The following is a 25,792-nucleotide window of genomic DNA, read 5'->3' on the forward strand; positions in this document are numbered from 1 at the left end:
GGACTCGAGCGGAACGCCCGGGCGTGGGCCGGGCGCCGGACGGCTCCGGCGTCAGCGGGAGCCGTTCGGTGATTCGGCGGCGCGGCGGTACTCGGCATTGATGCGCTGCGCTTCCTCGAGCTGGTCCTCGAGGATGACGATGCGGCAGGCGGCCTCGACGGGCGTGCCCTGGTCGACGAGCTCGCGGGCACGAGAGGCGATCCGCAGCTGATAGCGCGAATACCGGCGGTGCCCGCCCTCCGAGCGGAGGGGGGTGATCAGTCGGGCCTCTCCGATGGCGCGGAGGAACCCTGGGGTCGTGCCGAGCATCTCGGCGGCCCGGCCCATGGTGTACGCGGGATAGTCGTCGTCGTCCAGACGATCGCCCAGCGGGTTGTCTGCTGTCATCTCACCTCGTAGTGCAACGCCGTCGAGGGGCCCTGGTGCCGTACGGCACCAGGGCCCCGAAGGAAATTCAACACCATCTGTCGGCTCTACTGCGGTGCCGACCTTCTGTGTCCGCCGTCCGGCCCGGTCGAGGGGCAGGAGAGCGGGGATCGCAGATGCGTGACCGGGGACCACCTTCCAATCCGGGGCCTTGCGGTACCCGGGCCGGATCCTGCACGTGCCCGGGCGATCCTGATGGCGTCAGGTCCCTCCGTTCTCTCCGCTGTTCGTACCTGTACCAAGTCACTGCTGCTACCGGCGGTTCGTCTCCGCCAGGTCTCGTCGGACTTCGCTTACGAGAGAAACGCTAGCCACCCAGAAGCCAAATGTCTACTCTGGCGAGCATAGATTTTGGAGCGCTGGTGGCGCTGATTATGTACGCGGCCCGTGTGATCATGACCTCCGGAGCAGCGGGTCGCCGGGACTGCTGCATAGAATCCGCACTCATGTCGAACCCTGACGAACTGCTCGTCGGCATTGCCGCCACGGTGGAGTCCGAGCAAAGCACTCAGATGTCCTTGACCGTCGTCTCGGGCGGCGCCGTCATCACCGGCCGCCTGGCCCCCGAAGCCGTATGGAGACAGCGGGTGGCGGAGGTCCTGCTGGACTCGGACCGGTTGGGTCCGTTCTCCGGCATCTTCACCGCGGACAGGGGGCCGGACCGGCCCGCCGGCGACGGGTCACCCACCCATCTGCACTTCCACGTCGCCCGGATCCTGCAGGGCAGCATGGGGATTCCCGAGACCGGCGGGATGTATCGCGTCGCGATCGACAACGTCACCGCCTGGACCATGGGCGACTTCAGCTACTCCGACCAGTGAGACACCCGGGCACACGATGAGGGCCCCTGCCGGCACACACCGGCAGGGGCCCTCATCGATCAGAACGGTCGGTTCACACCGTACGTGTGACGGTCACGGGTGCACTCAGGCCGCCGCGTCGAAGGCGGACGGGCGCTGGGCCGGGCGGCGCGCCGTCTGGCCGGTGCGCCGGTCCTGAGCGGGGCGGTGCTCCTGGCCGGGGCGCCGCTCCTGGCCGGTCCGGCCGCGACGGCTCCGGGTCGAGGTGGCCGGACCGCCGCTGCGGCGGGGGCGTTCCGAGGCCGGCGCGGTGATGGTGACCGGGACGCCGGAGGGGGCCTGCGCGCCCGTGATGCGGTTCAACTCCGCCTCGCCGGACCGCACTTGAGCCGTGTGCGCGACGACGCCCGCGGCGACCATCAGGCGGCTCATCTCACGGCGCTGGTTGGGCGTCACCAGCGTGACGACGCTGCCGGACTCGCCGGCCCGGGCGGTACGCCCGCCGCGGTGCAGATAGTCCTTGGGGTCGCTCGGCGGGTCCACGTTCACGACCAGGTCGAGGTCGTCGACATGGATGCCGCGGGCGGCGACGTTGGTCGCCACCAGCACCGTCACATGTCCGGACTTGAACTGGGCCAGGGTGCGGGTGCGCTGGGGCTGCGACTTGCCGCCGTGCAGGGCCGCGGCGCGGACACCGCTGTCGAGCAGGTGTCCGGTCAGCCGGTCCACCGCGTGCTTGGTGTCCAGGAACATGAGCACGCGGCCTTCGCGGGCCGCGATCTCCGTGGTGGTGCGCTGCTTGTCCGCGCCGTGCACGTGGAGGACGTAGTGCTCCATCGTCGTGACCGCGCCCGCCGACGGGTCGACGGAGTGGACCACCGGGTCGCTCAGGTACCGGCGGACCAGCAGATCGACGTTGCGGTCCAGGGTCGCCGAGAACAGCATGCGCTGCCCCTCGGGCCGCACCTGGTCCAGAAGCGCGGTGACCTGGGGCATGAAGCCCATGTCGGCCATCTGGTCGGCCTCGTCGAGGACCGTGACGGTGACCTGGTCCAGGCGGCAGTGGCCGCGGTCGATGATGTCCTTGAGCCGTCCCGGGGTGGCGACGACGATCTCCGCCCCCGACCGCAGCACGTGGGCCTGCCTGCCGATCGACATGCCGCCGACCACGGTGGCCATCCGCAGCTTCACGGAACGGGCGTACGGGGTGAGGGCGTCGGTCACCTGCTGGGCCAGCTCGCGGGTGGGGACGAGTACCAGGGCCAGCGGCTGCCGGGGTTCGGCGCGCCGGCCGGCCGTCCGGGCCATCAGGGCGAGGCCGAAGGCGAGCGTCTTGCCCGATCCGGTGCGGCCCCGGCCGAGTACGTCTCGTCCCGCGAGGGCGTTCGGCAGCGTCGCCGCCTGGATGGGGAACGGGGTCGTCACCCCGGCGGTGCCGAGCGCGGCCAGCAGGGGCGCAGGCATGTCGAGGTCACCGAATTTCTCGACGGCGGGGAGACCCGGGGTGACCGTCACCGGCAATGCGAATTCGCCACCGGGCGCGGTGCGCGGACGGGCGGATCGATTGTTCGTGCGGCTGTTCGTGCGGCTGTGGTTGTTCGTACGCGAGCGGTTCATGCGGAACCTCCTTGATGCGGCACGCAGCAAGGAATTCTCGGCAGATGAGCAGCACAGAGAACCGCGAGGACGCGCCAATGAAATGCGAAAACGCGGATCTGGCAGCGGAAAATACTCGCGGACCGCGTCATGGAAACGCGCCGGGGCCCGCACCCCAAGGTGCGGGCCCCAGCTGCGATGAAAGCGTCGGGCGTCAGGCGGGAACGATGTTCTCCGCGGTCGGGCCCTTCTGGCCCTGCGCGATGTCGAAGTTCACCTTCTGGCCTTCGAGCAGCTCACGGAAGCCCTGGGCGGCGATGTTCGAGTAGTGGGCGAACACGTCCGGGCCGCCACCCTCCTGCTCGATGAAGCCGAAGCCCTTTTCCGCGTTGAACCACTTAACGGTGCCAGTAGCCATGTCAATTCTCCTTCGGGGCAGTCCCGGAAACCGCACTGTGCGGATTCCGATTGGTCGCGATTGCCCTCTCCGGAAAAGACCGGCGACACAAAAGCACACCCAGCGGTATGGAAGCCGCCGGGGCGCTTGAAGTTCTGGGAATCACAACTGCAACTTTGCCGACAGTAGCACGGTGCGCTCGGCGGTGCACGATAAGCAATTACGCTCGTTCCGATGCACGCGAAACCCTCATTGGGCGTTGCGCCCATTTCTGTTCCGGCGAGCACAGATATTGTTTTTCCGCGCAAGGCGGCAGGACGTCCTGGATCGAACTGCGTTCGATCACCGCGCGACCGCGCGACCGGGCATCGCGGCGGAGCCGTCAGGCGGGTAGGCGTGACGCGTTCGCCGACGTGTTCAGCGACGCCGTCAGAGAGCCGCATGGATGCAGGCAGGTGGCGACGGCCCGCCCGTCGACCAGGGCACGTCGGTGCCGTTGCTCAGAATCCACGGGCCCTGGCCGCCCGACTCCGCGCATGACAAGGGCGAGGTCCGAAAACCTCGCCCGGAATCAGCGGAACAGCAGGTCAGGGCCACACCAGACAGTAGGGCTGGTGGCCCGCCTCGTGGAGGCGGTGAGAGAAGTCCTGCCACTCGTGGAGGAGTTGGTAGACGTTGAACGCGTCGCGCGGGCCGCCGCGGTCCGGGACCGTGGACCAGATGAAGGCGGCGGCGCCGACCGCCTCCTCGCCGATGCCGCGGAGGGGGTCGACGACTGTCATCGGGAGCTTGACGACCGCGTAGTCGGGGTGGAGGACGACCAGCTCCAGCGGGGGCACCTTGTGCAGGGGGACGCCCTCGATGCCGGTGAGAACCATCGCGGCCATCGTCTCCGGCTTGATCTTGGTGAACATGCCGTTCATCCCGAGCTCGTCGCCGCCGAGTTCCTCGGGGCGCATCGAGATCGGGACGCGGGCCGCCGTCGCTCCGTCGGGCGCGCCGAAGTATTTGTAGGTCACCCCCACCCGGCCACCATTCCCGCTCCCTGCCCCGAGCCGGTCTGCCCTGCGGTCCATGTAGTCCATACCGTCCATACGGGCCGACTGGTCGATTCGCTCAGGCTCACTCTGTGAACCCTGTACCTGCCGTGTCTCGGCAGCTTCCTCCGCCTCGCGTCGGTGCTTCCCCCGCCGGGCACGCCGAGGGCCGAGGTCATCGGTCCCCTCGCCCAGTCCGCCACCGCGATGCATATCTCCACCCGACTGCTTTTCTAGGACGCGCAGGCCCCGCCGCGCAACCCGATCATCGTGACAGTGACCTCCCCCACGGCCGCACGCCGAAACGTGCGCTGAAACACCTGTCCGCAGGATCTTCGCAGGCTCTGACACCATGGCTCGTGTGAGCTATCCGTACGAAGCCCCAGTTTCGCAGACTCTTTTCGACCGTGCGGCTGCCGTCACGCCCGGCGGCGTGAACTCTCCCGTGCGCGCCTTCCGCGCCGTGGGCGGTACGCCCCGATTCATGGTGTCCGGCAACGGCCCCTACCTGACCGACGCCGACGGGAGGGAGTACGTCGACCTCGTGTGTTCGTGGGGGCCGATGATTCTCGGGCACTCCCGGCCGGAGGTCATCGCCGCCGTGCAGGAGGCCGTCGGACGCGGCACCTCCTTCGGGACGCCGGGGGAGGGAGAGGTCGCGCTCGCCGAGGAGATCGTCGCGCGCGTCGAGCCCGTCGAGCAGGTACGTCTCGTCTCCAGCGGGACGGAGGCGACCATGTCGGCCATCCGTCTGGCGCGTGGCTTCACCCGCCGCGCCAAGGTGATCAAGTTCGCCGGTTGCTACCACGGGCACGTCGACTCCCTGCTGGCCGCCGCGGGCAGTGGCGTGGCGACCTTCGCGCTGCCGGACACCCCCGGCGTCACCGGCGCGCAGGCCGGCGACACGATCGTCCTGCCGTACAACGATCTCGAATCCGTGCACGCCGCCTTCCATGCGCACCCCGGTGAGATCGCCTGTGTGATCACGGAGGCCTCGCCCGGGAACATGGGCGTCGTGCCGCCGCGGCCCGGCTTCAACCAGGGGCTGAAGGACGCGTGCGCGAAGAACGGCGCGCTGTTCATCTCGGACGAGGTGATGACCGGCTTCCGGACGAGCAAGGCCGGCTGGTTCGGCATCGACGGGGTCCGTCCCGACCTCATGACCTTCGGCAAGGTGATGGGCGGTGGCTTCCCGGCCGCGGCCTTCGGCGGCCGGGCGGACATCATGGGCCACCTCGCGCCGGCCGGCCCGGTCTACCAGGCGGGCACGCTGTCCGGGAACCCGGTCGCGACCGCCGCGGGCCTCGCGCAGCTGCGGCTGCTCGACGACGCCGCGTACGAGAAGGTCGACGCGGTGTCGCTGCAGATCCGCACGCTGGTGACCGAGGCGCTCAGCAAGGAGGGCGTGGCGCACCGACTGCAGAACGCGTCCAACATGTTCTCCGTCTTCTTCACCGAGCGGGAGGTGCGGGACTACGAGGACGCGAAGAAGCAGGAGTCCTTCCGGTTCACCGCGTTCTTCCACTCGTTGCTCGCGCAGGGCGTCTATCTGCCGCCTTCGTCGTTCGAGTCGTGGTTCGTGTCCACGGCGCACGACGAGCGGGCAGTCCAGCGGATCGCCGACGCCCTTCCGGCGGCGGCACGGGCAGCGGCGGAGGCCACGGCATGACCGAGCAGGGAACCGAGCGGGCGGACGACATCACCGTCGTCCATGTGATGCGGCACGGCGAGGTGGCCAATCCGGACGGGGTCCTCTACGGACGGTTGGCCGGATATCACCTGTCGGAGCTCGGGCGGCAGATGGCCGACCGGGTCGCCGAGCACCTCTCCTCGCGGGACGTCACGCACGTCGTCTCCTCCCCGCTGGAGCGGGCGCAGGAGACCGCGACGCCCATCGCCAAGGCGCACGGTCTCGACCTCGCGACCGACGAGCGGCTGATCGAGGCGGAGAACGTCTTCCAGGGCAAGACCTTCGGGGTCGGCGACGGCGCGCTGCGCCGGCCGGAGAACTGGAAGCACCTCGTCAACCCCTTCAAGCCGTCCTGGGGCGAGCCGTACCTGGAGCAGGTCGTACGGATGATGGGGGCGTTGGACGCGGCCAAGGACGCGGCGCGCGGGCACGAAGCGGTGTGCGTGTCCCACCAGTTGCCGATCTGGATCCTGCGGTCCTTCGTGGAGCGCCGCCGGCTGTGGCACGACCCGCGCAAGCGGCAGTGCACCCTGGCGTCCCTGACGACCTTCACCTACCGCGGCGACAAGATCGTCTCCGTCGGCTACAGCGAGCCCGCCCGGGATCTGGTGCCGGCTCATCTCCTAGCGGGCGCCAAGCCGGTGAAGGGGAAGGACAAGGCCTTCGGAGCCTGACGGCCCGGCGGACGCGCCTCGCGGAGGGTGCGTACGACCTCGCGAGCTTTGCGCATGCCCGTCGCGGAGCGTTGCGTACGACCCTCGCGGAGCGTTGCGTACGACCCTCGCGGGCGTCGCGCGTACCCCTCGCGGAGCGCTGCGTACACCTCGTCACAAACCGTATGCAGTCGTGCCATCAGAGCGTATCTTCGTAAAATCATATAAATATGCGCGAGTCTGACGGAACCCCCGTCTTCGTCGCGCCCTCTCATTGTGTGCCGGCTGGGAGCCAGCTGAGAGGGCGCGACGAATGGGGACGGAATGCGGGACTTCAGCCGACGCGGAATGATCGGGACGGGAGCGGGCGCCGCGGCCGCGCTGGGGCTCGCCGCCTGCGGTAGTGCCCAACAAGAGGGGGGAAGCACCCCCGGTGGTTCCCACAGCGGAAAGCCCGGTGCCCCCAAGACCCCGGCGCGCCCCCTCGGTGACGGGTCCACCTCCTTCACCGGCAAGCAGCCCAACCAGCCGAAGCGGCCCGTCCCGCTGGAGCCCGGCGAGACCCCGCCGCAGTTCGTGGTCTTCTCCTGGGACGGCGCGGGCGAGGTCGGCACCGGCCTCTTCGAGCGCTTCCTGCAGCTCGCCGAGGACCACGACGCGCACATGACCTTCTTCCTGTCCGGGCTCTATCTGCTGCCCGAGTCGAAGAAGCGCATGTACCGGCCGCCGAACAACGCGCCGGGCGCCTCCGACATCGGTTATCTGACCGACGAACACATCAGGATGACGCTGAAGTCCGTCCGCCGCGCCTGGCTCGACGGCCATGAGATCGGCACGCACTTCAACGGTCACTTCTGCTCCGGCTACGGCACGGTCGCCAACTGGACGCCCCAGCAGTGGCGCAGCGAGATCGACCAGGCGAAGTCCTTCGTGAAGGAGTGGCGGACCAACAGCGGCTGGACCGATCTGCCCGCGCTGCCCTTCGACTACGACCGCGAACTCATCGGCGGCCGCACCCCGTGTCTGCTCGGCCAGAACAACCTGCTGCCCACCGCCCGCGAGCTGGGCTGGCGCTACGACGCCTCCTCGCCGGGCGGCCGTCAGCGCTGGCCGCAGAAGAACCAGGGCGTGTGGGATCTGCCACTGCAGGCGATCCCGTTCCCGGGGCACAGCTTCGAGGTGCTCTCGATGGACTACAACATGCTCGCCAACCAGTCGGTCAACTCGACCAGGGCGCCGTCGTACAACTACCCGGGCTGGCGCAAGCAGTCGGCCGGGGCGTACATCGCCGGATTCAAGCGGGCATACGAGACAAACCGCGCACCGCTCTTCATCGGCAACCACTTCGAGGAGTGGAACGGCGGCATCTACATGGACGCGGTCGAGACCGCCTTCAAGCGCATCGCGCGGGAGAAGGAGAAGGGCGGGGACGTACGCCTGGTCTCCTTCCGGCAGTTCGTGGAGTGGCTCGATGTGCAGAAGCCGGAGGTGCTGGCCAAACTGCAGTCGCTGGACGTGGGCCGGATGCCGGACGGCGGCTGGAAGGAGTTCCTCGGCGGGACCGGCAAGGGCTCCTCCACCCGCTCTTCCACCGGGTCCTCCACTGGCTCCTCCACCCGCTCTTCCGCGCACTCTTCCGATCGGTCCGGGGAGGCCGCCTGAAATGCGGGTTTCCGCCCGCAAGGGGGGTGCGCAAGATCCCCAGAACGGGCATGCGAAACTTTTCACATGAGTGCCGCCTGCCGCGCCCCCCAGCGCCTCAACCGCACGAACCGCATCCGTAGCCGCGCCGCCCTGGTCACCGCCGGGGCCGCCGTCGCGGCACTCGTCCTGGCCGCGTGCAGTTCCGAGGGCACCTCCGGGGGCTCGGGGAACACCAATTTCGTCTCCGGCAAGGACGGCATCGCCACCGTTGCGAAGGGCTCGCGGGCCTCCGCTCCCGACCTCTCGGGCAAGACGGTCGACGGCAAGCAGCTCGACGTCGCCGACTACAAGGGCAAGGTCGTCGTCCTCAACGTCTGGGGCTCCTGGTGCCCGCCGTGCCGTGCCGAGGCGCCGAACTTCGTCAAGGTCGCCAAGGACACCGAGGCGCAGGGCGTGCAGTTCGTCGGCATCAACACACGCGACTCCAGCACCTCTCCGGCCAAGGCGTTCGAGAAGGAACAGGGCATCACCTACCCGAGCCTCTACGACCCCACGGGCAGGCTGATGCTCCGCTTCAAGAAGGGCACGCTCAACCCGCAGCTGATTCCGTCCACGCTGATCATCGACCGGGACGGGAAGGTCGCGGCCCGCTCGATGCAGGCCCTCAGCGAGGAGAAGCTGCGCGAGATGCTCGACCCGATCCTCGCGGAGAAGTGACCTGAGGTGTCCCTTCTCGCCGCGTCCACGGACCTCGCCGCGTCCGCGCATCTCGCCACGTCCGCGCAGTTCGCCACGAACCTCGCCGAGTCTTCCGGCAGGAACGAGGCGGTCCTCAGCGGAGCACTGCTGATCGCCCTGCCGATCGCCCTGCTCGGCGGACTCGTCTCCTTCTTCTCGCCGTGCGTCCTGCCGCTCGTGCCGGGCTATCTCTCGTACGTCACCGGAGTGACCGGCACGGATCTGGCCGAGGCCAGACGGGGGCGGATGGTCGCGGGTGCGGGACTGTTCGTGCTCGGCTTCACCGCCGTGTTCGTCTCCGGCGGTGCGCTCTTCGGGTACTTCGGCTCGACCCTGCAGGAGCACCAGAGCATCCTGTCCAAGGTGCTCGGCGTGCTCATGGTCCTGATGGGCGTCTTCTTCCTGGGGCTGATGCCCTGGCTCACCCAGCGCGAGTTCCGCTTCCACAGGCGGCCGGTGGCCGGCCTGGTGGGCGCACCGGTGCTGGGCGCGCTCTTCGGCATCGGCTGGACGCCGTGCCTGGGGCCGACCCTCGCCTCCGTCAACATTCTCTCGATGGACCAGGCGAGCGCCGGACGTGGGGCCATACTGACCGTCGCGTACTGCGCCGGCCTCGGCATCCCCTTCGTCCTCGCCGCGGTCGCCTTCCGCAAGGCGCTCGGCGCCTTCGGCTGGGTCAAGGCCCACTACACGTGGGTGATGAGGATCGGCGGCGGCATGATGATCGTGACCGGCCTGCTCCTGCTCACCGGGGCGTGGGACAGCATCGTGCAGTCCATGCAGACCTGGTCCGACGGCTTCACGGTGGGGATCTGATCCATGAGCGAGACCGAAACCGGGACCGGTTCCATGCGTACGACTGACACCGGCGAGCCGACTGACACCGGCGAAGCGACCGGCACCGGCGGGACGACCGACGCCGAGGGCACCGCGGGGGACGAGCGCACGGAAGCCGCGCGGGACGCGCGGGAACTCGGCGCGGCCGGCTCGCAGTTGTCCACCGCCCCGACGGAGACGGCGATGCCCGGCTCGTTCGGCGGGACGCGGGCTCCCGGCGCCGCCGGGTGGCTCGCCTGGACCGGCCGCGAGGTCATCGGCTGGGCCCGGTGGTTCTGGCGGCAGCTGACCTCCATGCGGGTCGCGCTGATCCTGCTCTTCCTGCTGTCGCTGGGGGCGATCCCCGGATCGCTGATCCCGCAGTCCGGGACCGACGCGACGAAGGTCGCGGAGTTCCAGAGGACGCACACCACGCTCGGGCCGCTCTACGAGAAGCTCGGCCTGTTCCACGTGTACAGCTCGGTGTGGTTCTCCGCGATCTACATCCTGCTGTTCGTCTCGCTCATCGGCTGCATCGTGCCGCGGACCTGGCAGTTCGTGGGACAGTTGCGCAGCCGTCCGCCGGGCGCGCCGAAGCGGCTGACCCGGCTGCCCGCGTACACCACCTGGCGCACCGAGGCCGGGCCCGAGCAGGTCCGTGAGGACGCGCTCCGGCTGCTGAAACAGCGCCGCTTCCGCGCGCACGCCGCCGGGGACGCCATCGCCGCGGAGAAGGGCTATCTGCGCGAGACCGGCAACCTGATCTTCCACATCGCCCTGATCGTGATGCTGGTCGCCTTCGCCTGGGGTCAGCTCTTCAAGTCCGAGGGCGACAAGCTCATCATCGAGGGCGACGGCTTCGCCAACACCCTCACGCAGTACGACGACTTCAAGTCCGGCAGCCTGTTCAGCAACGACAACCTGACGCCGTTCAGCTTCGACCTCGACAAGTTCACCGGCACCTACGAGCGGACCGGGCCCAACAAGGGCACCCCGCGCACGTACCGGGCGGACATCAGTTACCGCGAGGGCGCGTACGGCAAGGCGAGGAAGACCTCCGTCCAGGTCAACGAGCCGCTGGTGATCGGCGACTCGAAGGTCTACCTCGTCAGCCACGGCTACGCGCCCGTCGTCACCGTCCGCGACGGCAAGGGCCAGGTCGTCTACCGGCAGGCCGTGCCGATGCTGCCGCTCGACTCCAACGTCACCTCGCAGGGCGCGATCAAGGTCATGGACGGCTACAGGAACGCACAGGGCAAGAGCGAGCAGCTCGGCTTCGCCGCGTTCTTCGTGCCGACCTTCGCGGGCGCCGGCAAGGGGACGATGTTCTCCCAGTTCCCCGCGCTGGACTATCCCGTGCTCGCACTGTCCGGGTACCACGGCAGCCTGGGGGTCGACTCCGGTCTCCCGCAGAACGTGTACCAACTGGACACCTCCGAGATGAAGCAGTTCAAGGACGCGAAGGGCGACATCCTCAAGAGCCGGCTGCGGCCCGGCGAGACCATGAAGCTGCCGAACGGCGCCGGCTCGATCACCTTCGAGAAGGACATCAAGGAGTGGGCCGGCTTCCAGGTCACCCAGCAGCCCGGCAGCAGCTGGGCGCTGGCCGGCGCGATCGCCGCGATCTTCGGTCTCGCCGGCTCCCTCTTCATCCAGCGCCGCCGCGTCTGGGTGCGCGCCACCGCCGGGGCGGACGGCGTCACCGTCGTCGAGATGGCCGGGCTCGGCCGCAGCGAGTCCGCGAAGCTTCCCCAGGAACTCGGCGATCTGGCCGCGCTCCTGTACGACCGGGCGCCCAGCGCGCCCGAGCCCGATACGGTCACCCCCGAGCCCGATCCGGACACCTCCGAACCTCACGCCGTACCTGCCGCCGAAGGGGCTGAGAAGCAGTGACTCTCGCCGCCGCAACCAACGAACACCTCGCCAGCATCAGCAACACGCTGATCTACTCGTCGATGGCCGTCTACACCCTGGCCTTCTTCGCGTACATCGCCGAATGGCTGTTCGGCAGTCGCAGCAAGGTCGGCCGCACGGCCGCCGCGCTCACGCAGAAGCCCGGCGCGAAAGCGCCCGCGGTCACCGTCCAGTCCGCCGGTGGCACCGCTGTCCTGGAACGGCCCAAGGTGGTCGTCCGCTCCGCGGCCGGCGCCCGTGACGTCCCGGACGGTCCCGGCGCGCACGGCGGTGACGAGCAGGGGGACCTCTACGGCCGTATCGCCGTGTCCCTCACCGTGCTCGCGTTCGCCGTCGAGGCGGGCGGGGTGGTCGCCCGCGCTCTCTCGGTGGAGCGGGCGCCGTGGGGCAACATGTACGAGTTCAACATCACCTTCTCCACCGTCGCCGTCGGTGTGTACCTTTCGCTGCTCGCGCTGAAGAAGAACATCCGCTGGCTCGGCCTCCCCCTGGTCACCACGGTCCTCCTCGACCTCGGTCTCGCCGTCACTGTCTTGTACACCGCGAGCGACCAGTTGGTTCCCGCTCTGCACTCGTACTGGCTGTACATCCACGTCTCGACCGCGATCTTCTGCGGCGCGGTCTTCTACGTCGGCGCGGTCGGCACCCTGATGTACCTCTTCAAGGACAATTACGAGAACAAGCTCGCGAACGGCGGGCAGCCCGGCCGGTTCGCGATCTCCGTCATGGAGCGGCTCCCGGCCTCGGCCTCGCTCGACAAGTTCTCCTACCGGGTGAACGCGGCCGTCTTCCCGCTGTGGACCTTCACGATCATCGCGGGCTCGATCTGGGCGGGCGACGCCTGGGGCCGCTACTGGGGCTGGGACCCCAAGGAGACCTGGGCGTTCATCACCTGGGTCGCGTACGCCTGCTATCTGCACGCCCGTGCGACGGCCGGCTGGAAGGGCCGCAAGGCCGCGTACATCGCACTGATCGCCTTCGCCTGCTGGCTGTTCAACTACTACGGGGTCAACATCTTCGTGACCGGCAAGCACTCCTACGCCGGCGTCTGATCCCGCCTCGGAGCAGGCGAGAAGGCCGGTTCCCCGCGGCGTGCGGAACCCTCGGCTCCGGGTGAGGGTGGGGTCATGAGCGGATCCATCGAAGAGAGCCCCACCGAGACCCGCGGGGACGGGACCGTCCGGCACTTCCTGCTGCGCCTGCCCCAGCCCGTGGCCGGGGCCTGGCGCGCGGTGGCCAGTCCCGAGGGCCTGGGGGAGTGGCTCACCGCGGCCGAGGTCTTCGAGCCCCGGCTCGGCGGCGCCGTCACGCTGCGTGAACTGGGCTCCGGGCGAATCACCGCCTGGGACGTGGAGCGGGTCGCCGAGTACACGGTGGAGGGGCGGGGACGGATCCGGTTCCACCTGGAGCCCGCGTCGCCCGACGACGCCAGTGGCACCACCCTCCGGTTCACCCACGAGGACGAGGGCGACCGGGACCCCGGCTGGCGCGCCCGCTTCGAGCGGCTCGTGGAGGTGTCCGGGCAGAGCTGACCGGCCGGCGCGTGCTCAGCCCGGGCCGAGCGCTCTGTGCGGCGTTCGACCGGAGCCGGCCGCGGCTGCCCGTCCGGGCCGGCTCATCCGGTGCCGACCGGAAAAGCGGCTGAACCGCTCAGCCCGTGCCGGGCGGCAGGCACTCCTTGGCCGGTGGCCTGCCCTCCGGCCAGGCGATCTTCACGAAGCGGGAGCTGCCGTCCGGGGTCAGTTCCACGATCGGCACGGCCTTGTCGTACGGATTGCCGTGGACGTCCAGGCAGATCCAGCCGCTCGCCCCGTTCACCCGCAGCTGCTTGCCCTTCACCTGCGGCCACTGGAGCCCGACGTCCGCCAGGGCCGGGATCCGCTTCCCGTCCGGCGTGGCCGCGCGGATGCCGTGCACGGCGAGCCGCAGGGCGTCGTACGCGATGATCAACTGGCCGTCGTCGAGGGCGATCGGCCCGATGGGTCCGACGGGTTCGCGCTTGCTGCGGCGCAGCATCCCGTCGAGCTGCTCCGCGTCCGCGGCGCTCCCGCCGGTCTTCGCGGTGTCCTTCGCCCAGGCGTCCGGGTGCGCGAGCGCCGTGTAGCGCACGGACAGGTTGTGCTTCAGGGCGCTGCGGTCCAGGTCCTCGTCCCCGGTGAGGTACGAGCCCTCGTCGCCGGTGAGCAGGGTGAAGCGCCGGTCCTGGCAGCCGCGGTCGCCCAACGCGTTGATGAACTGCCGCAGTTGGGTGTGGCGGCCGGCGAACAGGATGGTGTCCGTGCCGCGTGCCGTGTCGCACAGCACGTGGGTGATCTGCTCGAAGGTGTTGGCGGTGGTGCCTTCCTTGCTGCGGTCGTCGGGCGGGGTGTACGGCTGCGGCTCGTACGGCGAGCCCTTGAGCAGCTTCCCGAAGGAGCTCTGGAGCGTGCGGGTATAGGGATCGCCCGGCTTGTCGTAGACCAGGAACGCCTTGCCGGCCGAGACCTTGGCGAAGGAGGCGAGGGCGCGGGCCTCGTCGGTGTTGGTCGGGGAGACGCGGGCGAGCCCGGGGTAGGGGTCCTTGCCCTGCCGCCCGTTGGCGAGATCGTCGGCCGTGATGGAGGTGCCGATCACTGGGATGCCGCGCCGGGTCAGCTCCGCGACGGCCTTCTTGTTGTTGTCGGTGCTCAGCCCCACACCGGTCACCGCGCGCAGCCGGTCGGGCCCCTTCGCCATCCGCTCCAGCTGGTCCACCGTGTGCTCCCAGTACGCGCCGCTGGCACCGGGGTTGGCGAGCACCAGCCGGATCTTCGGCGTCTGCTCGTTGGAGTCGTGGTTGGCCCGGTACTGGGCGAGATAGGCGCCCTGGAGCTCGTGCTGCACGTCGCGGAGGTTGTCGGCGTCAGTCGCGGTGAAGGGTTCCAGCAGGGCGACGGTCACCTGGCCGCCGGGCGCCAGGCGGTGGTTCTCGCGGTTGATCGCCCGTACGGTGTCGGCGAACTGGGGCCGGCCGAAGGCGTACGTGGTGCTGGAGACGCCCACGCATTCGGTGCTGCCCTCGGGCTGGACGACCCCGGCCGCGCAGGAGCGGTCGTCGTGCACGAGCGTCCGGCCGCCCCACACCCCCAGGGTCACCAGGACGGCCGCCAGCGACAGGGCGACGTACCTCCGGAAACGTATCTCCCAGATGTCCTCGCGCAGCCACACCCATACGTGCGCCATCACTCGTCCCCCTCCCCTTCCTCGTCGGACCCGCCCGGGATACGGAAGGGGCGGCCGGCCAGGGCGTCCGCCGGCCAGTCCCGCGAGGCCCGCCACAGCAGGGCCGTGCCCGCGGGCCGTGCGTTGGACAGCTGCTCCAGCTCGAACCGCAGCCGTTCGGTCACCTTCGGATCCGGCAGCACCAGCGGATCGGTCAACTGCCAGACGGCGTGCAGCAGTCGGCGGATCCGCAGATGCAACGCGGCGTCCACCCCGTCCGGCGGACGCTCGCCGGCATCGGTGTGACCGAGCGCGACCGGGACCCGGTGGTCGTGGCCGTCGAAGTCGCGGCCGTCGGGGTCGTGCGGGTGGTAGTACGGCGCCGAGGCGATGAAGACCAGCGCGGAGAGCCAGCGGCGCGGGTCGAGCCGGGGGAAGGCGTCCCGCAGATACCCGATCGCGGACTCGGCCTCGCCCAGGGCGAGTTCGTGGTGCAGCCGGTAGTGGGCGCGGTCGTGGCCGGCCGCGCCGCCGGGCACGTCGGTGTAGTGGTCGATGAGCGCGCGGTGGGCGGCCCGCCACTGCGCGTGGCCCGGATCGAGGTGGTGCAGCCGGAGCAGCAGCAGCGCGCGCAGGAACGGGTCGCCGACGAACTGGCCGGCGTTCGCCGGCCGGCCCTCCCGGGCGAGCCGCTCCTCCAGGTCGAGGACACCGGAGGCGCCGAAGTCGTCCGGCAGCCGCTGCTCGGCGAGCACCCGGGCCGAGTCGCGGTCGTGGGCGGCCGCGAGCACGGTGAGTTCGTCGAGCCGGCCGCCCGGCACCAGCCGGTCGAGGAGTTCCTGGTAGGCGGGGCGTCCGTCGTGGTCCTCGTGCAGGGCGAGGTCGGCGGTGAGCAGCGCGCCCAGCGAGGCGGCGGCGGGCAGGTTCTGCCGGGCGGACTCTGCGAGCAGGGCGACGCCGAGCGGACTGCCGGCGGTCAACCGGTGCGTGGCGTGCGGAAGTTGCGGCGGCACTTGGACCTCACGGCAGGCGCCGCCCACGATGTGCAGGGTGTCGTCGGCCGTCAGCGGCGGGAGCGAGACGAGCAGCGCCCGCGAGGACGGCGAGGAGCCCGGCGCCCAGCCGCTGTTCCGGACGGCCTCCGGGAGCGTACGGCGCACGGCGTTGCGCAGTGCGGGGTGCGCCACGCCGCGCAGGGAGGCGAAGAAGGCGGTGTGGTCGGCGATGCCCTCGGCGCGGTCGCGCAGCACCGCCTCCATCAGGCCCCGGCCGGCCGGCGCCTGCACGTTGTCGATCAGGACGACGGGCCGGCCGATCCGCTTCGAACGCTGCAACGGGCCCGCGTACGCGTCGTCGAGATCGGCCAGCAGGGCCCGTACGAGATGGCGCTCCGCGTGGGAGCGGGAGTCGCCGCCCGCCCGGAAGTGCCCGGACAGCAGGATGAGTCCGAGCTTGGGGTTGCCGCCCGCGTTCGGGTAGTCGCGGTACCAGGTCGCGCCCTTGCGCAGCCGGAGATGGGTGGGCGACACCCCTTCGGAGAACGCCTCCAGGGTCGCCTCGATGATCGGCTCGACCACCGGTCCGGTGCCCGACATCGAGGCGATCATCTTGGCGACGACCTTGCCCACCCAGCGCCCCGCGAACCCGGACAGCCAGGAACCGGAGTCGTTCAGAAGCAGGATCCGCTCCGCCTCCTGACGGATGCGCGGCAGATCGCGATCGCTCCAGCCGCCCGCCGCCACCGCGAGCAGACCGGAAGCCAGCCGCGGGAAGCTGATGCGTCCCGCGCCCGTCACCGGCTCCGCGAGCTGCTCGGCGATGGTGGTGAGCGCGTGCGTCGGCGGCGACCAGGCCTCGGGAGGCCGTTCCGGCGGCGGCGTGCCGAACTGCCCCTCCTCGCCGTCGATCAGCGCGACCGGCGTATGGCCCTTGTAGGCCTCCCGCAGCTCACCGAGCACCGTGCTCTTGCCGAGCCCCCGGGCGCCCGCGAACACCACGAACGGGAGCTCCTTGGCGTGCTCCAGTGGTGCCGAGCGGTGCTGGTACGGGCGCAGGCCGATGAGCCGTGGGGCGAGCCCGGGCGGATCCGTGTCGAAGAGCGCCCCCCGCCCGTGCAGCCCTCTGTGCACCGCATCTCCCCCTGTTGCGGTCCAAGCCCCACCCGCTGCCGTCGATCCCGCTGCTGTCTGTGTCATGGCTGAGGTGAGGTGTATCAACCCCAGTGTAAAAAGGGGGAGTTGGTTCGGACTAGGGCGCGTGATGTCCGTTGGGTTACGAAACGCGTTCGCCTGTCAGCCGACTGTGATCGAGTCCAGCTTCTCGCGTAGATACACATGAGAGTCCACGGGCGCGTAGGCGACACGGCCCACCGGGGCGGGCACCGACTCCACCAGCGTGCCCGGGGTGCACTCGCCGAAGTAGACCAGGGAGATCAGCTCCTCGGCCGGGGCGTCGGCGGGCGGGGGCAGCACCCGGTGCCGGCCCGAGCGCCACCGGTCGCCCGTCCAACGGGCCATCAGATCACCGATGTTGATGGTGAACGCCGCCGGGTCGAAGGGTGCGTCCTGCCAGCCGTCGTCGTCCGTGTAGACCTGCAGACCGCCCTTGCCCGCCTGCCGGTCGAGGATCGTGACCGTGCCGAAGTCGGTGTGCGGGCCGATACGGAACTGCCCCGGCTCCGGCTCGCCGACGACCTCCGTGCCCGGATACCAGTTGATGTTGAAGCCGTACGTCGGATGGTCCATGTGCCTGGTGAAGAAGTCCGGGGCCAGCCCCAGGGCTTCGCCGAGGAGGGCGAGCAGATGGTTCTCCAGCTCCGCCATCCGCGCGAGGTACTCCTCGCAGAGCGCCCGCAGTCCGGGTGCCTCGGCCGGCCAGATGTTGGGCGCGTACCACTCGGCGTTGACCTCCGGGTCCTCGAACGGCTCGTGCGTCGCGAAGGTCAGCGACTCCTTGAGGTCCGGCGGGGTCTCGGTGCCCTCCGAGTAGCCGTTGGCCTCGGCACCAGGACCGAGCCAGCCGCGGCCGCCGACCTTCGCGGTGTAGGGCTGTTTGGCTGCGGCGGGCAGGGCGAAGAAGGCGCGGGCGGCCGCGCGGATGCCGGTGCGCAGAGCGGGGTCCACGCCGTGGCCGGTGACCAGGAGGAAACCGGCGGTGCGCAGCGCGTCGTCGACGGTACGGGCGGTCCGGGCGCGGGCGCCGGGGTCCCCGGCGAGCCAGGGGCGCAGATCGATCGTGGGGATACGGGGGCCGGTGGGGGCGCCCGTCCGGGCGTCCGGCTGGGGGTCACTCACCGATGTCCTCATTCCACAGTGCCGGGTGGTCCCTGATGAAGTCGCGCATCATCGCGATGCACTCGGGATCGTCGAGGAGGACGATCTCCACGCCGTGCTCGGCGAGCCAGTCGTGGCCGCCGTGGAAGGTCGCCGCCTCGCCGACGACGACCCGGGAGATCCCGAACTGGCGGACCAGGCCGCTGCAGTACCAGCACGGCGACAGCGTGGTCACCATCGTCGTACCGCGGTAGCTCCGCCGGCGTCCGGCGGCACGGAACGCCGCCGTCTCCGCGTGCACGGACGCGTCGTCGTCCTGCACGCGCCGGTTGCGGCCGCTGCCGAGGAGGGTGCCGTCCGCGCCGTACAGGGCGGCCCCGATGGGGATGCCGCCCTCGGCGAGCCCGGCACGGGCCTCGGTGACGGCGGTGGCGAGCCACGCGCGTGCCTGTGCCTGATCGATGCGCTCCATGACCCCACTCTCCTGTGGCCGGATCACCCGGGCAACGTGCCGCAGCCCCGGGGCAACGTGCCCGAGCACCGGGGCAACGTGCGGAAAATACCCTCCCGGCAGCCCGCGCCCGCAGGGACGCGCTTCAGCAGCGCTGGGCCCGCGCGTACTGCCGGGCCAGCGCGTGGAAGGACTCCTTGGGTTCCCAGTGCCGGCCGGAGGACGGGTCGTCGGGACGGTCCGTGATCGTTTTTACGATGCTGTAGCTCGCCATGTCGAGGTCGTAGCGGCGTTCTCTGCGGTGCGGGGCTTCGGCGTTGACGAAGGTGTACGCCAGCGCCGCGTACAGGCCCATCGACTCGAACACCGACAGCACGTCCGTCAGATAGGCGGCCTGCGTGCGTTCGCTGCGCACCAGGTCGCCCTTGATCTCCGGCGGTTCCTTCGTGTAGTCGACGACGTTCCAGCCCATGCCGCCCCGCTCCGGGGCGCCTTCGAAGGTGCAGCAGCCGAACTCCATGATGGCGAGCGGCTTCCCGAAGCGCGTGTACTTGCGCAGCTCGCGGACGTGGTCGGACCGGCGCCGGTGGAACGAGTAGTAGTCGAGGCCCACGATGTCGAAGAGGCTCCAGTCCACCTCCTCGTCCTGCGCGGCCGCGTACGTCAGCCGGCCGTGGAAGACGGACCGGCCGACGGCCGCCGCCCGGGCGGTGAAGCGGCGCAGCCTGCGCATCATCTGTACGGGGTCGAAGTTGCCGGAGAGCAGGTTCTCGATGCGCTCCTGCGCGGTGGCGCCGGGCACGATGCCGGGCACGAACAGCACGAACTCGCAGCCGACGCTGAGGTGGACCCCGGCGCCCTGCCGCCGCAGCCGCTCGGCGAACCGGCCGCACTCCGCCAGATGGTCGAGGATCTCGCGCTGCGGTACGTCGCCCAGCGTCGGTTCCAGCCAGACGTGCAGTCCGCGCTCGGCCGCCTCGGCCGCGGTGGAGGTGAGCCGCTCGACGCCGTCCCCGGTGACCTTGACGGACTCGGCGTGCAGGTCGTGCCGGATCGCCCGCAGGTCCGCGCGCATCCGGGCGGCGCTCCAGGCGGTGCCGGGTGTGTCGCCCGCCGCGACCTCGTAGACGACTCCCCGGTGCGCAAGTCCGGGGCGCCCGGCCCCTGTTGTCGCCGCGGCCGGTACCGCGGGCAGCAGCAACGCGCTCCCTGCCCCCGCGGCCATGCCCAGAAAACGTGCCCGACTGATGTCCCGCATCGTGCCCTCCCCTGCCGTTGTCGCCCCAGTCTGGGAACCGGCCGTGGGTCCCGCCGTCCGCCGTTGGTCTACGGCGGCTCGCCGAAGGGATGAAGCAGAGGCCTACTTACGGCGACCGCCAGGCCGGCCGGCTACGAGACGTCGGACAGGTGCGGCCGTCCGGCTACGACGTCAGGTAGGCGTGCAACTCACCCGCGCCCGCCAGCATCGCCGTGGTCCGCGCGGTCAGGGCCGTGTTCCGGGCGGCGATCGCCTCGCGCAGGGCCGCGCGGCTGCCGGTGCGGCGCAGGTCGGCCAGTACGGGCGCGATCTGGTGCAGCGGGTAGTGGCTCCCGCGGAGGGTGTGGATGAGCCGGGCGTCACGGACGTCGGTGGCCGAGTAGCGGCGATACGCGGTGCCGCGCTCGCGTTCCGGCGTGAGCAGCCCCGCGGCCTCCCAGACCCGCAGCGCGGACGTCCGTACACCGAGCAGGGCGGCCACCTCGCCGATGCGCAGACCGGACGGCGGCGACGCGGTGCCGGTGCCCGGCGGCTCACGGGTGAGGATCTCCAGCGCCTCACCGGCCGCCCGCAACAGGGCCCGCTCCTCGTGCGAGACGGCGTGCGCGGCGTCCACGAGGGCGAGCGCCCCGGGGACGTCCCCGGCATGCACGGTCCGCATGATCTCGGCGGCCGGCACCGGCCCGTACCCCTTCGCCAGCGCCCGGTACGTCAGCAGCGCGCGCCGGTGCACGTCCCCGAAGGTGCGGTGGTCCGACGCGGTCCGCGGGGCAGGGGGCAGCACGCCCGCCTCTTCGTAGTTGCGGATCTGCTGCGTCGACAGGCCCGCGAGACGGGCCAGGTCGACGGGCCGCAGCCGCTCGCGCTTGGTCATCGGCCGGAAGCGTACGCGGCCCGGCTCGCGTGGCAGGTTCGGGTCCGGGTCCGCTCAGTCGCCCACCCGCAGCAGGAGCTTGCCCGTGCTGGTGCGGGCTCCCATCAGGCGGTGGGCCTCCGGGGCGTCCTTCAGGGCGAACTCCGCGGTGACGGGCAGGGTGACGGAGCCGTCGGCCACCGTGCCGAACGCCCGCTCGGTGAGGGCGCGGAGCTCGGCCGGGGCCGTGCGCGCCAGGGTGAGGATGGAGAAGCCGGAGACCGACAGGCCGAGGGGGTACAGCTCGGGCTGGCCGACCTGCCACGGCTGGGCGGAGCTCGCGTTGCCGAAGGAGACCAGGCGCCCGAAGGGGGCGAGGGAGGCCAGCGAGGCCCGGAGGGTGTCACCGCCGACCGGGTCGAGGGCGAGGTCGACACCACGTCCGCCGGTCGCCGCCCGCACCTCGTCCGCGAAGGTGCCGACGAAGACCCGGTCGTAGCCGTGGTCGAGCGCGTAAGCGGCCTTGGCGGCACTCGACACCACGCCGTGGACCCCGCCGGCGCCGGCCGCGCGCGCCAACTGCCCCAGCACGGTGCCCACTCCGCCCGCCGCGCCCTGCACGAGCACCGTCTCGCCGGGCTGGAGCCGGCCGACCGTGTGCACGAGGGCGTACGCGGTCGGCAGCACCGTGGGCAGGGTGGCGGCGGTGCGCAGGTCCACGCCGTCCGGCAGCGGGAAGACGGTCGCGGCCTCGGCCACGGCGACCTCGGCGTACGCGCCGCCCTCGGTCAGGGCGGCGACCTCCTGGCCGACGGCCAGGCCGGTGACGTGGGCGCCGATCGCCCGGACGCGGCCGGACACCTCGAGTCCCGGGACGAAGGGCAGCGCCGGCACCCGGTAGCCCTCCGCGCGCGCCTTGAGGTCCGCGAAGTTCACGCCGGTGTACGCCACGTCGATGCTCGCCTGCCCGGGGCCCGGTTCCGGCACCTGGGCCTCGACCGTCCTGAGAACCTCGGGACCGCCGTACTCCTCGATCTGGACCGCACGCATGACACACCCCTGGTGAACGATTCGACTGTTCAATGAGAAGCGAACACTCCGGAGTGTATGGTTTTCATCGAACACTCGGCAAGCGGGCCGGGGAGGACAAGGGGAGGCAGGCGTGGCCGAGCGCACCGGACATCGCGCGGCGCCCGCGCACACCCACCCCGGCGAGGTCCCCGTCCAGGCCGCCCTCGCCGCTCTCGCGGACCCCGTTCGCCTGCGCCTCGTACGGGAGTTGGCGGGCTCGGCCGACTGGACCCGCAGCTGCGGCAGCTTCGACGTGCCCGTCGGCAAGGCCGCCCTGAGCCATCACTTCGCCGTGCTGCGCGGCGCCGGGCTCGTGGAGCAGCGCGACGAGGGACCGCGGCGCGTCAACCGGCTCCGCCGCGAGGAGTTCGACACCCGCTTCCCGGGACTCCTCGCGCTCGTCCTGCGCGAGGCGTAGGCCGCTCGTCCTGCGCGGGATGCGGGCGCTCAACAGCCGTCCGCCGGCTCCATGACCGCGTAGTCCGCGAAGTTGCGGCGGTAGCGGGTGTGCCGGGTTTCCTGGGTGTGTCTGCGCTGCCACTCCTCGACCTCCGCCGGGCCTTGGCAGGGGCCGGACGCGGCGCCGCAGTCGGCCTGGTCGCCCGAGACGCACCGTGCCTCGTACTCGGGTTCCGCTGTCGCGTCCTGAACGATCGAATACGGCACGTAGCGGAAGATCCGGCGGCGGCTGCTGCCTGGCACCTCGTGGCCTGTCCGTAGATGCCGGCGCAGCAGCACGTTGGCGTCGGTCTCCGCGGTGCCGTCGCAGCGGGCGCGGGCTTCGTCACGCCGTACGGCGAGGTCCTCGCACGTCGCGCAACCGGCGAGGGGCTCGGGAGGGCGGTTCACGTCATCGCCCTGGAGCGACGCCACCCCATCCGCCTGCCCGGAACGGCTGTTGGCGGCCCGCACTCCCGCGCTGAGCCGTTCCTCCGCCGTGGCCCGGCGGATCGACGCGGGATCGGCCTGCCACTCCCGGCCGCCGCCGACGGGGCGCAGCATCGCGTACGGGTCTGCCGCGTCCCGGTACTCGCCGACCTTGTCCGTCCGCGGGTCGTAGACCAACGTCCCCTTCTCCCACTGCTCCGCCATGCTCACTCCGTACGTTCGTCATCACTCTGGGTGTATCGAGCGTGGCTCAGGGGAACGGTCGGTATCAATGGCGGACGCGTGACAGTGGCCCACTGTCACGGAGGGGGTGCGGTGAGCCGACGTAATGCCGACGGGGGAGCGGCCGTCACGACCGCCGCCGTGTTCGGGGAGGTGTTGAAGCACTACCGCGAGGCGGAAGGCCTGACGCAGGAGGACCTCGCTCGCCGGATCCCCTGCGACCGCTCTCAGGTTGCCCGCGTGGAGGCGGGCGCGCGGGTACCGCAGGACACCTTCGCGAAGACCTGCGACGAACTGCTCGATACCGGTGGGGTGTTGCTGCGGCTGTGGAGCCGGATCGACTGGTATCCGCAGGTGGAGCATCCGGACTGGTTCCGGCGGCGGGCCGAGATGGACGCGGTGGCGGTGGCTCTGCGGGCGTATCAAGAGCGCGTTGTCCCAGGGCTGTTGCAGACCGAGGACTACGTGCGGGCGCTGTTCAGCCGTCGTCTCACGAACTCCGAAGAGGTGGAGGAGCGGGTCCGGGCCCGACTGAGTCGGCAACAGCGCTTCCTTGACGCCGACGGCCCGTTCTTCGCCGTCGTGCTGGACGAGAGCTGTCTGCGCAACGTGGTGGGAAGCCCGGCCATCATGCGTGAGCAGTGTGCGCACCTGCTGCGGGTCGGCCGGCACTCGAACATCCACATCCAGGTCGCCCCGGCCGACCTCCCCGAAGTCGTCCGTCCGAATGCCTCCATGTCGTTGATCAGGCTGCCCGACGGGCATGAGTGGGTCTACTCGGAGTCTCTGGACCGGGGCTATTTCAACGACGATCCGGCCGTCTACGGGCGCCACAGCCAGACCTATGATGTGCTCAGGGCGGACGCTCCGTCAGCCCGCGAATCCGCCGCTCTGATCAGCGACGTGATGGAGGGGTACGGGCATCATGGACAGGCACGAGCTGAGCGCGGCGACCTGGATCAAGAGCAGCTACAGCGGCGACAACGGCGGCGACTGCATCGAAGTGGCTCCCGATTTCCCCGCCGTCGTCCCCGTCCGTGACAGTAAGAACCCGCACGGCCCGGTACTGGTCATCGACCGCGCGGCCTGGGCGGCGTTCGTGTCGGCCGTACGGCGGTAGTCAGCCTGCCTCCGGCTTGCGGGCCAGGATGAACGCCTGAGCCGTCTTCTCCGGCGCCTCAGCCTCGCGCACCAGCCGCGCCACCTCTACGAACCCCGCCGCGCGCAGCAGTTCGGCGACCCGGTCGGGCGGGAAGCGGTGGACGTCGAGGTCCAGGTCATGGCCGTACGCGTGCGCCAGATGCACGTGCTCGTCGCCCACCTTGAAGGCGAGGAGGAGATGACCGCCGGGGGCGAGGACGCGGTGGAACTCGCTGAAGAAAAGCGGTAGTTCGTCCACCGGTGTGTGAACCGTGGAGTACCAGGCGAGGGCTCCGGCCAGGGAGTCGTCCTTGATGGTGTCCAGGGCGGTCATCGTGCCGACCTCGAAGCGCAGGTGCGGATGGTCGCGCCGGGCCACCGCCACCATTCCCGGGGACAGGTCCACCCCGAACGCGTCGAGACCGAGCGCCTCCAGGTGCGCGGTCACCCGACCCGGCCCGCAGCCCAGGTCCGCGACGGGCCCGCCTCCGCCCGACCGCACGCGCTCGGCGAACGCGGCGAGCATCGCCCGGTCCAGCGGCTTGTTCTCCAGCTGGTCCCTGAGGAGTTCGGCGTAGTCGGCGGCGACGGTGTCGTACGACGCCCGGGTGGCGTCCAGGTGAGGGGTCATGGCCGGAAGGCTAGAGCCAGGATCTGACAGCGCCGTCGCCATATTGGATCCTGTATGCCATCCTGTGGCGATGACTTATGGCGACGACGCGACAATCGACGACATCCTCACCGGCGCCGGGGACATCTGGGCCGTGGTCGGACTGTCCAGCAACCCCGAAAGGGCCGCCTACCGTGTGGCCGAGAAGCTGCAGCGCATCGGCAAGAAGGTGGTGCCCGTGCACCCCAAGGCCGAGACGGTGCACGGCGAGCAGGGCTACGCCTCGCTCGCGGAGATCCCCTTCCCGGTGGACGTGGTGAACGTGTTCGTCAACTCCGCGCTGGCCGGCGACATCGCCGACCAGGCGGTGACGCTCGGCGCCAAAGCGGTCTGGTTCCAGCTGGGCGTCATAGACGTGGCCGCCTACGACAGGACCCGCGAGGCCGGCCTGCGGATGGTGATGGACCGCTCCGCGGGACAGGAGATCACCCGGCTGGGACTACTGGGCTGAGCCATCGGCGGATCGATCCACGGTCTCGTGGATCGATCCACGGCCTTGCTGATCGATCCACGCCATCGCTGAAGGGCATGTCGGGCTCAGGCCTCGTCCTCGCGCCGCTTCAGTTCCTCCTCGCGGCGCCGCAGATCGGCCTCCCAGTCCTTCAGGAGCGCCTCGTCCTTCTTCCTGTTCTCCGCCTTGAGCGAGTTCAGGAACTCGGGGTTGTCGTCGGGCGCGATCTGCTGCGTGCGGTGGCTGCGGTGCCACTCGGAGGGGGTGGAGCCGCCCGCCGGCGAGTGGCGGACCTTGCCGGCCACGAGCCAGGCGACCGGGCCGACCAGCACCTCGCCGAAGAGCAGGATGATGATGACCCACACGACCTTCGGCAGGCCCCGGACATCTTCCTCCGGGGTGTTCAGGCAGTCGATGAACGCGTAGATCCACAGCGCCAGGACCAGCAGGAACGGCAGATACCTGAGCATGGCCGAACGATCCCCCAGTGAACGACGGCGGGGCGACTTGGACCCCGGTGACGGGCACAGGGTAGCCAAGAAACAGCCCCTCCGGCGTTTGAGGGGCGGAGCCCCGGGGTGGGGCGCGCGCAGGCGACGGGGCGGGCTCGGCGATACTGGGTCGC

27 protein-coding genes are annotated in these 25,792 nt (G+C 70.5%); 13 read left to right on the forward strand and 14 right to left on the reverse strand.

The features are described 5' to 3' along the window. Positions 1 to 51: 51 nt before the first annotated feature. Positions 52 to 387: a MerR family transcriptional regulator gene (locus ACFWM2_RS21575; RefSeq protein ID WP_383282149.1), complete on the reverse strand. Its 336-nt coding sequence runs from the start codon at positions 385 to 387 to the stop codon at positions 52 to 54. A gap of 485 nt (positions 388 to 872) precedes the next feature. On the opposite strand from ACFWM2_RS21575, the gene ACFWM2_RS21580 reads away from it, so the two are divergent. Further along, positions 873 to 1,247, forward strand: a complete 375-nt coding sequence (locus tag ACFWM2_RS21580; RefSeq protein WP_383282152.1) for a hypothetical protein — start codon at positions 873 to 875, stop codon at positions 1,245 to 1,247. 105 nt (positions 1,248 to 1,352) lie between these two features. Here ACFWM2_RS21580 and ACFWM2_RS21585 read toward each other — a convergent pair whose 3' ends face one another. The 3 genes from ACFWM2_RS21585 to ACFWM2_RS21595 all read right to left on the reverse strand — a co-directional run bounded on the left by ACFWM2_RS21585 (position 1,353) and on the right by ACFWM2_RS21595 (position 4,244). Beyond that, entirely contained in the window at positions 1,353 to 2,843 is a 1,491-nt protein-coding gene (locus tag ACFWM2_RS21585; RefSeq protein ID WP_383282154.1) for a DEAD/DEAH box helicase, read from the reverse strand. Between the two features lie 193 nt (positions 2,844 to 3,036). Continuing rightward, on the reverse strand, positions 3,037 to 3,240 hold the full coding sequence (locus tag ACFWM2_RS21590) for a cold-shock protein (RefSeq protein ID WP_383282157.1): 204 nt from the start codon (positions 3,238 to 3,240) through the stop codon (positions 3,037 to 3,039). Positions 3,241 to 3,806: 566 nt separating this feature from the next. Next, positions 3,807 to 4,244 carry a hypothetical protein gene (locus ACFWM2_RS21595; protein WP_003974483.1) on the reverse strand — a complete coding sequence of 146 codons (438 nt, stop codon included), beginning with the start codon at positions 4,242 to 4,244 and terminating at the stop codon, positions 3,807 to 3,809. A gap of 364 nt (positions 4,245 to 4,608) precedes the next feature. Between ACFWM2_RS21595 and hemL the strand changes: the two genes are divergently transcribed. The 8 genes from hemL to ACFWM2_RS21635 all read left to right on the forward strand — a co-directional run bounded on the left by hemL (position 4,609) and on the right by ACFWM2_RS21635 (position 13,243). Continuing rightward, positions 4,609 to 5,925 carry a glutamate-1-semialdehyde 2,1-aminomutase gene (gene hemL, locus ACFWM2_RS21600; RefSeq protein ID WP_383282160.1) on the forward strand — a complete coding sequence of 439 codons (1,317 nt, stop codon included), beginning with the start codon at positions 4,609 to 4,611 and terminating at the stop codon, positions 5,923 to 5,925. Next, a complete protein-coding gene (locus tag ACFWM2_RS21605; RefSeq protein WP_383282163.1) occupies positions 5,922 to 6,620 on the forward strand; it encodes a histidine phosphatase family protein in 699 nt (232 codons plus the stop codon). Before hemL ends, ACFWM2_RS21605 begins: the two co-directional genes overlap by 4 nt. A 303-nt stretch (positions 6,621 to 6,923) precedes the next feature. After that, positions 6,924 to 8,261, forward strand: coding sequence for a hypothetical protein (locus tag ACFWM2_RS21610; RefSeq protein WP_383282166.1), 1,338 nt, complete (start codon positions 6,924 to 6,926; stop codon positions 8,259 to 8,261). A 66-nt stretch (positions 8,262 to 8,327) separates the two neighbouring features. Further along, positions 8,328 to 8,960, forward strand: coding sequence for a TlpA family protein disulfide reductase (locus ACFWM2_RS21615; protein WP_383282169.1), 633 nt, complete (start codon positions 8,328 to 8,330; stop codon positions 8,958 to 8,960). A gap of 126 nt (positions 8,961 to 9,086) precedes the next feature. After that, complete coding sequence (locus tag ACFWM2_RS21620) at positions 9,087 to 9,797, forward strand: cytochrome c biogenesis CcdA family protein (RefSeq protein ID WP_383282901.1); 711 nt, start codon at positions 9,087 to 9,089, stop codon at positions 9,795 to 9,797. A 3-nt stretch (positions 9,798 to 9,800) separates the two neighbouring features. After that, positions 9,801 to 11,690, forward strand: coding sequence for a cytochrome c biogenesis protein ResB (locus tag ACFWM2_RS21625; protein ID WP_383282172.1), 1,890 nt, complete (start codon positions 9,801 to 9,803; stop codon positions 11,688 to 11,690). Beyond that, a complete protein-coding gene (gene ccsB, locus ACFWM2_RS21630) occupies positions 11,687 to 12,763 on the forward strand; it encodes a c-type cytochrome biogenesis protein CcsB (RefSeq protein WP_383282175.1) in 1,077 nt (358 codons plus the stop codon). Before ACFWM2_RS21625 ends, ccsB begins: the two co-directional genes overlap by 4 nt. A gap of 75 nt (positions 12,764 to 12,838) precedes the next feature. Continuing rightward, entirely contained in the window at positions 12,839 to 13,243 is a 405-nt protein-coding gene (locus tag ACFWM2_RS21635) for a hypothetical protein (protein ID WP_383282178.1), read from the forward strand. A gap of 118 nt (positions 13,244 to 13,361) precedes the next feature. Here the strand turns inward: ACFWM2_RS21635 and ACFWM2_RS21640 are convergent, their stop codons facing one another. The 7 genes from ACFWM2_RS21640 to ACFWM2_RS21670 all read right to left on the reverse strand — a co-directional run bounded on the left by ACFWM2_RS21640 (position 13,362) and on the right by ACFWM2_RS21670 (position 21,775). Next, positions 13,362 to 14,912, reverse strand: coding sequence for a hypothetical protein (locus ACFWM2_RS21640; RefSeq protein ID WP_383282180.1), 1,551 nt, complete (start codon positions 14,910 to 14,912; stop codon positions 13,362 to 13,364). Then, positions 14,912 to 17,020, reverse strand: coding sequence for a hypothetical protein (locus tag ACFWM2_RS21645; RefSeq protein WP_383282183.1), 2,109 nt, complete (start codon positions 17,018 to 17,020; stop codon positions 14,912 to 14,914). Before ACFWM2_RS21645 ends, ACFWM2_RS21640 begins: the two co-directional genes overlap by 1 nt. A 162-nt stretch (positions 17,021 to 17,182) precedes the next feature. Continuing rightward, on the reverse strand, positions 17,183 to 18,196 hold the full coding sequence (locus tag ACFWM2_RS21650; RefSeq protein ID WP_383282186.1) for an isopenicillin N synthase family dioxygenase: 1,014 nt from the start codon (positions 18,194 to 18,196) through the stop codon (positions 17,183 to 17,185). After that, positions 18,177 to 18,635 (reverse strand): nucleoside deaminase, encoded by a 459-nt coding sequence (locus ACFWM2_RS21655; protein ID WP_383282189.1) that lies wholly within the window; start codon positions 18,633 to 18,635, stop codon positions 18,177 to 18,179. The genes ACFWM2_RS21650 and ACFWM2_RS21655 overlap by 20 nt, the downstream gene beginning before the upstream one ends. 124 nt (positions 18,636 to 18,759) lie before the next feature. Then, positions 18,760 to 19,872, reverse strand: a complete 1,113-nt coding sequence (locus tag ACFWM2_RS21660; protein ID WP_383282192.1) for an abortive phage infection protein — start codon at positions 19,870 to 19,872, stop codon at positions 18,760 to 18,762. A 163-nt stretch (positions 19,873 to 20,035) separates the two neighbouring features. Further along, positions 20,036 to 20,746 carry a MerR family transcriptional regulator gene (locus tag ACFWM2_RS21665; protein WP_383282195.1) on the reverse strand — a complete coding sequence of 237 codons (711 nt, stop codon included), beginning with the start codon at positions 20,744 to 20,746 and terminating at the stop codon, positions 20,036 to 20,038. A 54-nt stretch (positions 20,747 to 20,800) separates the two neighbouring features. Beyond that, positions 20,801 to 21,775 carry a zinc-binding alcohol dehydrogenase family protein gene (locus ACFWM2_RS21670; RefSeq protein ID WP_383282198.1) on the reverse strand — a complete coding sequence of 325 codons (975 nt, stop codon included), beginning with the start codon at positions 21,773 to 21,775 and terminating at the stop codon, positions 20,801 to 20,803. Between the two features lie 112 nt (positions 21,776 to 21,887). Between ACFWM2_RS21670 and ACFWM2_RS21675 the strand changes: the two genes are divergently transcribed. Then, positions 21,888 to 22,214, forward strand: coding sequence for an ArsR/SmtB family transcription factor (locus ACFWM2_RS21675; protein WP_383282201.1), 327 nt, complete (start codon positions 21,888 to 21,890; stop codon positions 22,212 to 22,214). 29 nt (positions 22,215 to 22,243) lie between these two features. Here ACFWM2_RS21675 and ACFWM2_RS21680 read toward each other — a convergent pair whose 3' ends face one another. Further along, the gene (locus ACFWM2_RS21680) at positions 22,244 to 22,888 is read right to left on the reverse strand and encodes a hypothetical protein (RefSeq protein ID WP_383282204.1); all 645 of its coding nucleotides are present in this window, start codon (positions 22,886 to 22,888) and stop codon (positions 22,244 to 22,246) included. 111 nt (positions 22,889 to 22,999) lie between these two features. On the opposite strand from ACFWM2_RS21680, the gene ACFWM2_RS21685 reads away from it, so the two are divergent. Together ACFWM2_RS21685 and ACFWM2_RS21690 are read left to right on the forward strand one after the other, a co-directional pair. Next, the gene (locus tag ACFWM2_RS21685; RefSeq protein ID WP_383282207.1) at positions 23,000 to 23,947 is read left to right on the forward strand and encodes a Scr1 family TA system antitoxin-like transcriptional regulator; all 948 of its coding nucleotides are present in this window, start codon (positions 23,000 to 23,002) and stop codon (positions 23,945 to 23,947) included. Next, on the forward strand, positions 23,910 to 24,026 hold the full coding sequence (locus ACFWM2_RS21690) for a DUF397 domain-containing protein (RefSeq protein WP_383282210.1): 117 nt from the start codon (positions 23,910 to 23,912) through the stop codon (positions 24,024 to 24,026). Before ACFWM2_RS21685 ends, ACFWM2_RS21690 begins: the two co-directional genes overlap by 38 nt. Here ACFWM2_RS21690 and ACFWM2_RS21695 read toward each other — a convergent pair whose 3' ends face one another. Continuing rightward, positions 24,027 to 24,677: a class I SAM-dependent DNA methyltransferase gene (locus tag ACFWM2_RS21695; RefSeq protein WP_383282213.1), complete on the reverse strand. Its 651-nt coding sequence runs from the start codon at positions 24,675 to 24,677 to the stop codon at positions 24,027 to 24,029. 70 nt (positions 24,678 to 24,747) lie between these two features. Here ACFWM2_RS21695 and ACFWM2_RS21700 point away from each other — a divergent pair, with 70 nt between their 5' ends. Beyond that, positions 24,748 to 25,167 carry a CoA-binding protein gene (locus ACFWM2_RS21700; protein WP_383282217.1) on the forward strand — a complete coding sequence of 140 codons (420 nt, stop codon included), beginning with the start codon at positions 24,748 to 24,750 and terminating at the stop codon, positions 25,165 to 25,167. Between the two features lie 86 nt (positions 25,168 to 25,253). Here the strand turns inward: ACFWM2_RS21700 and ACFWM2_RS21705 are convergent, their stop codons facing one another. Beyond that, positions 25,254 to 25,637 (reverse strand): PLD nuclease N-terminal domain-containing protein, encoded by a 384-nt coding sequence (locus ACFWM2_RS21705; RefSeq protein WP_383282220.1) that lies wholly within the window; start codon positions 25,635 to 25,637, stop codon positions 25,254 to 25,256. Positions 25,638 to 25,792: the final 155 nt, after the last annotated feature.

Source organism: Streptomyces sp. NPDC058371 (assembly GCF_042723265.1).
In the GTDB taxonomy this organism is placed as follows: Bacteria; Actinomycetota; Actinomycetes; order Streptomycetales; family Streptomycetaceae; genus Streptomyces.

Bases quoted from the DNA above. Each gene is read 5' to 3' on its own strand.
- ACFWM2_RS21575 (WP_383282149.1), bottom strand. From the start codon at position 387: ATGACAGCAGACAACCCGCTGGGCGATCGTCTGGACGACGACGACTAT.
- ACFWM2_RS21580 (WP_383282152.1), top strand. From the start codon at position 873: ATGTCGAACCCTGACGAACTGCTCGTCGGCATTGCCGCCACGGTGGAG.
- ACFWM2_RS21585 (WP_383282154.1), bottom strand. From the start codon at position 2,843: ATGAACCGCTCGCGTACGAACAACCACAGCCGCACGAACAGCCGCACG.
- ACFWM2_RS21590 (WP_383282157.1), bottom strand. From the start codon at position 3,240: ATGGCTACTGGCACCGTTAAGTGGTTCAACGCGGAAAAGGGCTTCGGC.
- hemL (WP_383282160.1), top strand. From the start codon at position 4,609: ATGGCTCGTGTGAGCTATCCGTACGAAGCCCCAGTTTCGCAGACTCTT.
- ACFWM2_RS21605 (WP_383282163.1), top strand. From the start codon at position 5,922: ATGACCGAGCAGGGAACCGAGCGGGCGGACGACATCACCGTCGTCCAT.
- ACFWM2_RS21610 (WP_383282166.1), top strand. From the start codon at position 6,924: ATGCGGGACTTCAGCCGACGCGGAATGATCGGGACGGGAGCGGGCGCC.
- ACFWM2_RS21615 (WP_383282169.1), top strand. From the start codon at position 8,328: ATGAGTGCCGCCTGCCGCGCCCCCCAGCGCCTCAACCGCACGAACCGC.
- ACFWM2_RS21625 (WP_383282172.1), top strand. From the start codon at position 9,801: ATGAGCGAGACCGAAACCGGGACCGGTTCCATGCGTACGACTGACACC.
- ACFWM2_RS21635 (WP_383282178.1), top strand. From the start codon at position 12,839: ATGAGCGGATCCATCGAAGAGAGCCCCACCGAGACCCGCGGGGACGGG.
- ACFWM2_RS21640 (WP_383282180.1), bottom strand. From the start codon at position 14,912: ATGGCGCACGTATGGGTGTGGCTGCGCGAGGACATCTGGGAGATACGT.
- ACFWM2_RS21650 (WP_383282186.1), bottom strand. From the start codon at position 18,196: ATGAGGACATCGGTGAGTGACCCCCAGCCGGACGCCCGGACGGGCGCC.
- ACFWM2_RS21655 (WP_383282189.1), bottom strand. From the start codon at position 18,635: ATGGAGCGCATCGATCAGGCACAGGCACGCGCGTGGCTCGCCACCGCC.
- ACFWM2_RS21660 (WP_383282192.1), bottom strand. From the start codon at position 19,872: ATGCGGGACATCAGTCGGGCACGTTTTCTGGGCATGGCCGCGGGGGCA.
- ACFWM2_RS21665 (WP_383282195.1), bottom strand. From the start codon at position 20,746: ATGACCAAGCGCGAGCGGCTGCGGCCCGTCGACCTGGCCCGTCTCGCG.
- ACFWM2_RS21670 (WP_383282198.1), bottom strand. From the start codon at position 21,775: ATGCGTGCGGTCCAGATCGAGGAGTACGGCGGTCCCGAGGTTCTCAGG.
- ACFWM2_RS21680 (WP_383282204.1), bottom strand. From the start codon at position 22,888: ATGGCGGAGCAGTGGGAGAAGGGGACGTTGGTCTACGACCCGCGGACG.
- ACFWM2_RS21695 (WP_383282213.1), bottom strand. From the start codon at position 24,677: ATGACCCCTCACCTGGACGCCACCCGGGCGTCGTACGACACCGTCGCC.
- ACFWM2_RS21700 (WP_383282217.1), top strand. From the start codon at position 24,748: ATGACTTATGGCGACGACGCGACAATCGACGACATCCTCACCGGCGCC.
- ACFWM2_RS21705 (WP_383282220.1), bottom strand. From the start codon at position 25,637: ATGCTCAGGTATCTGCCGTTCCTGCTGGTCCTGGCGCTGTGGATCTAC.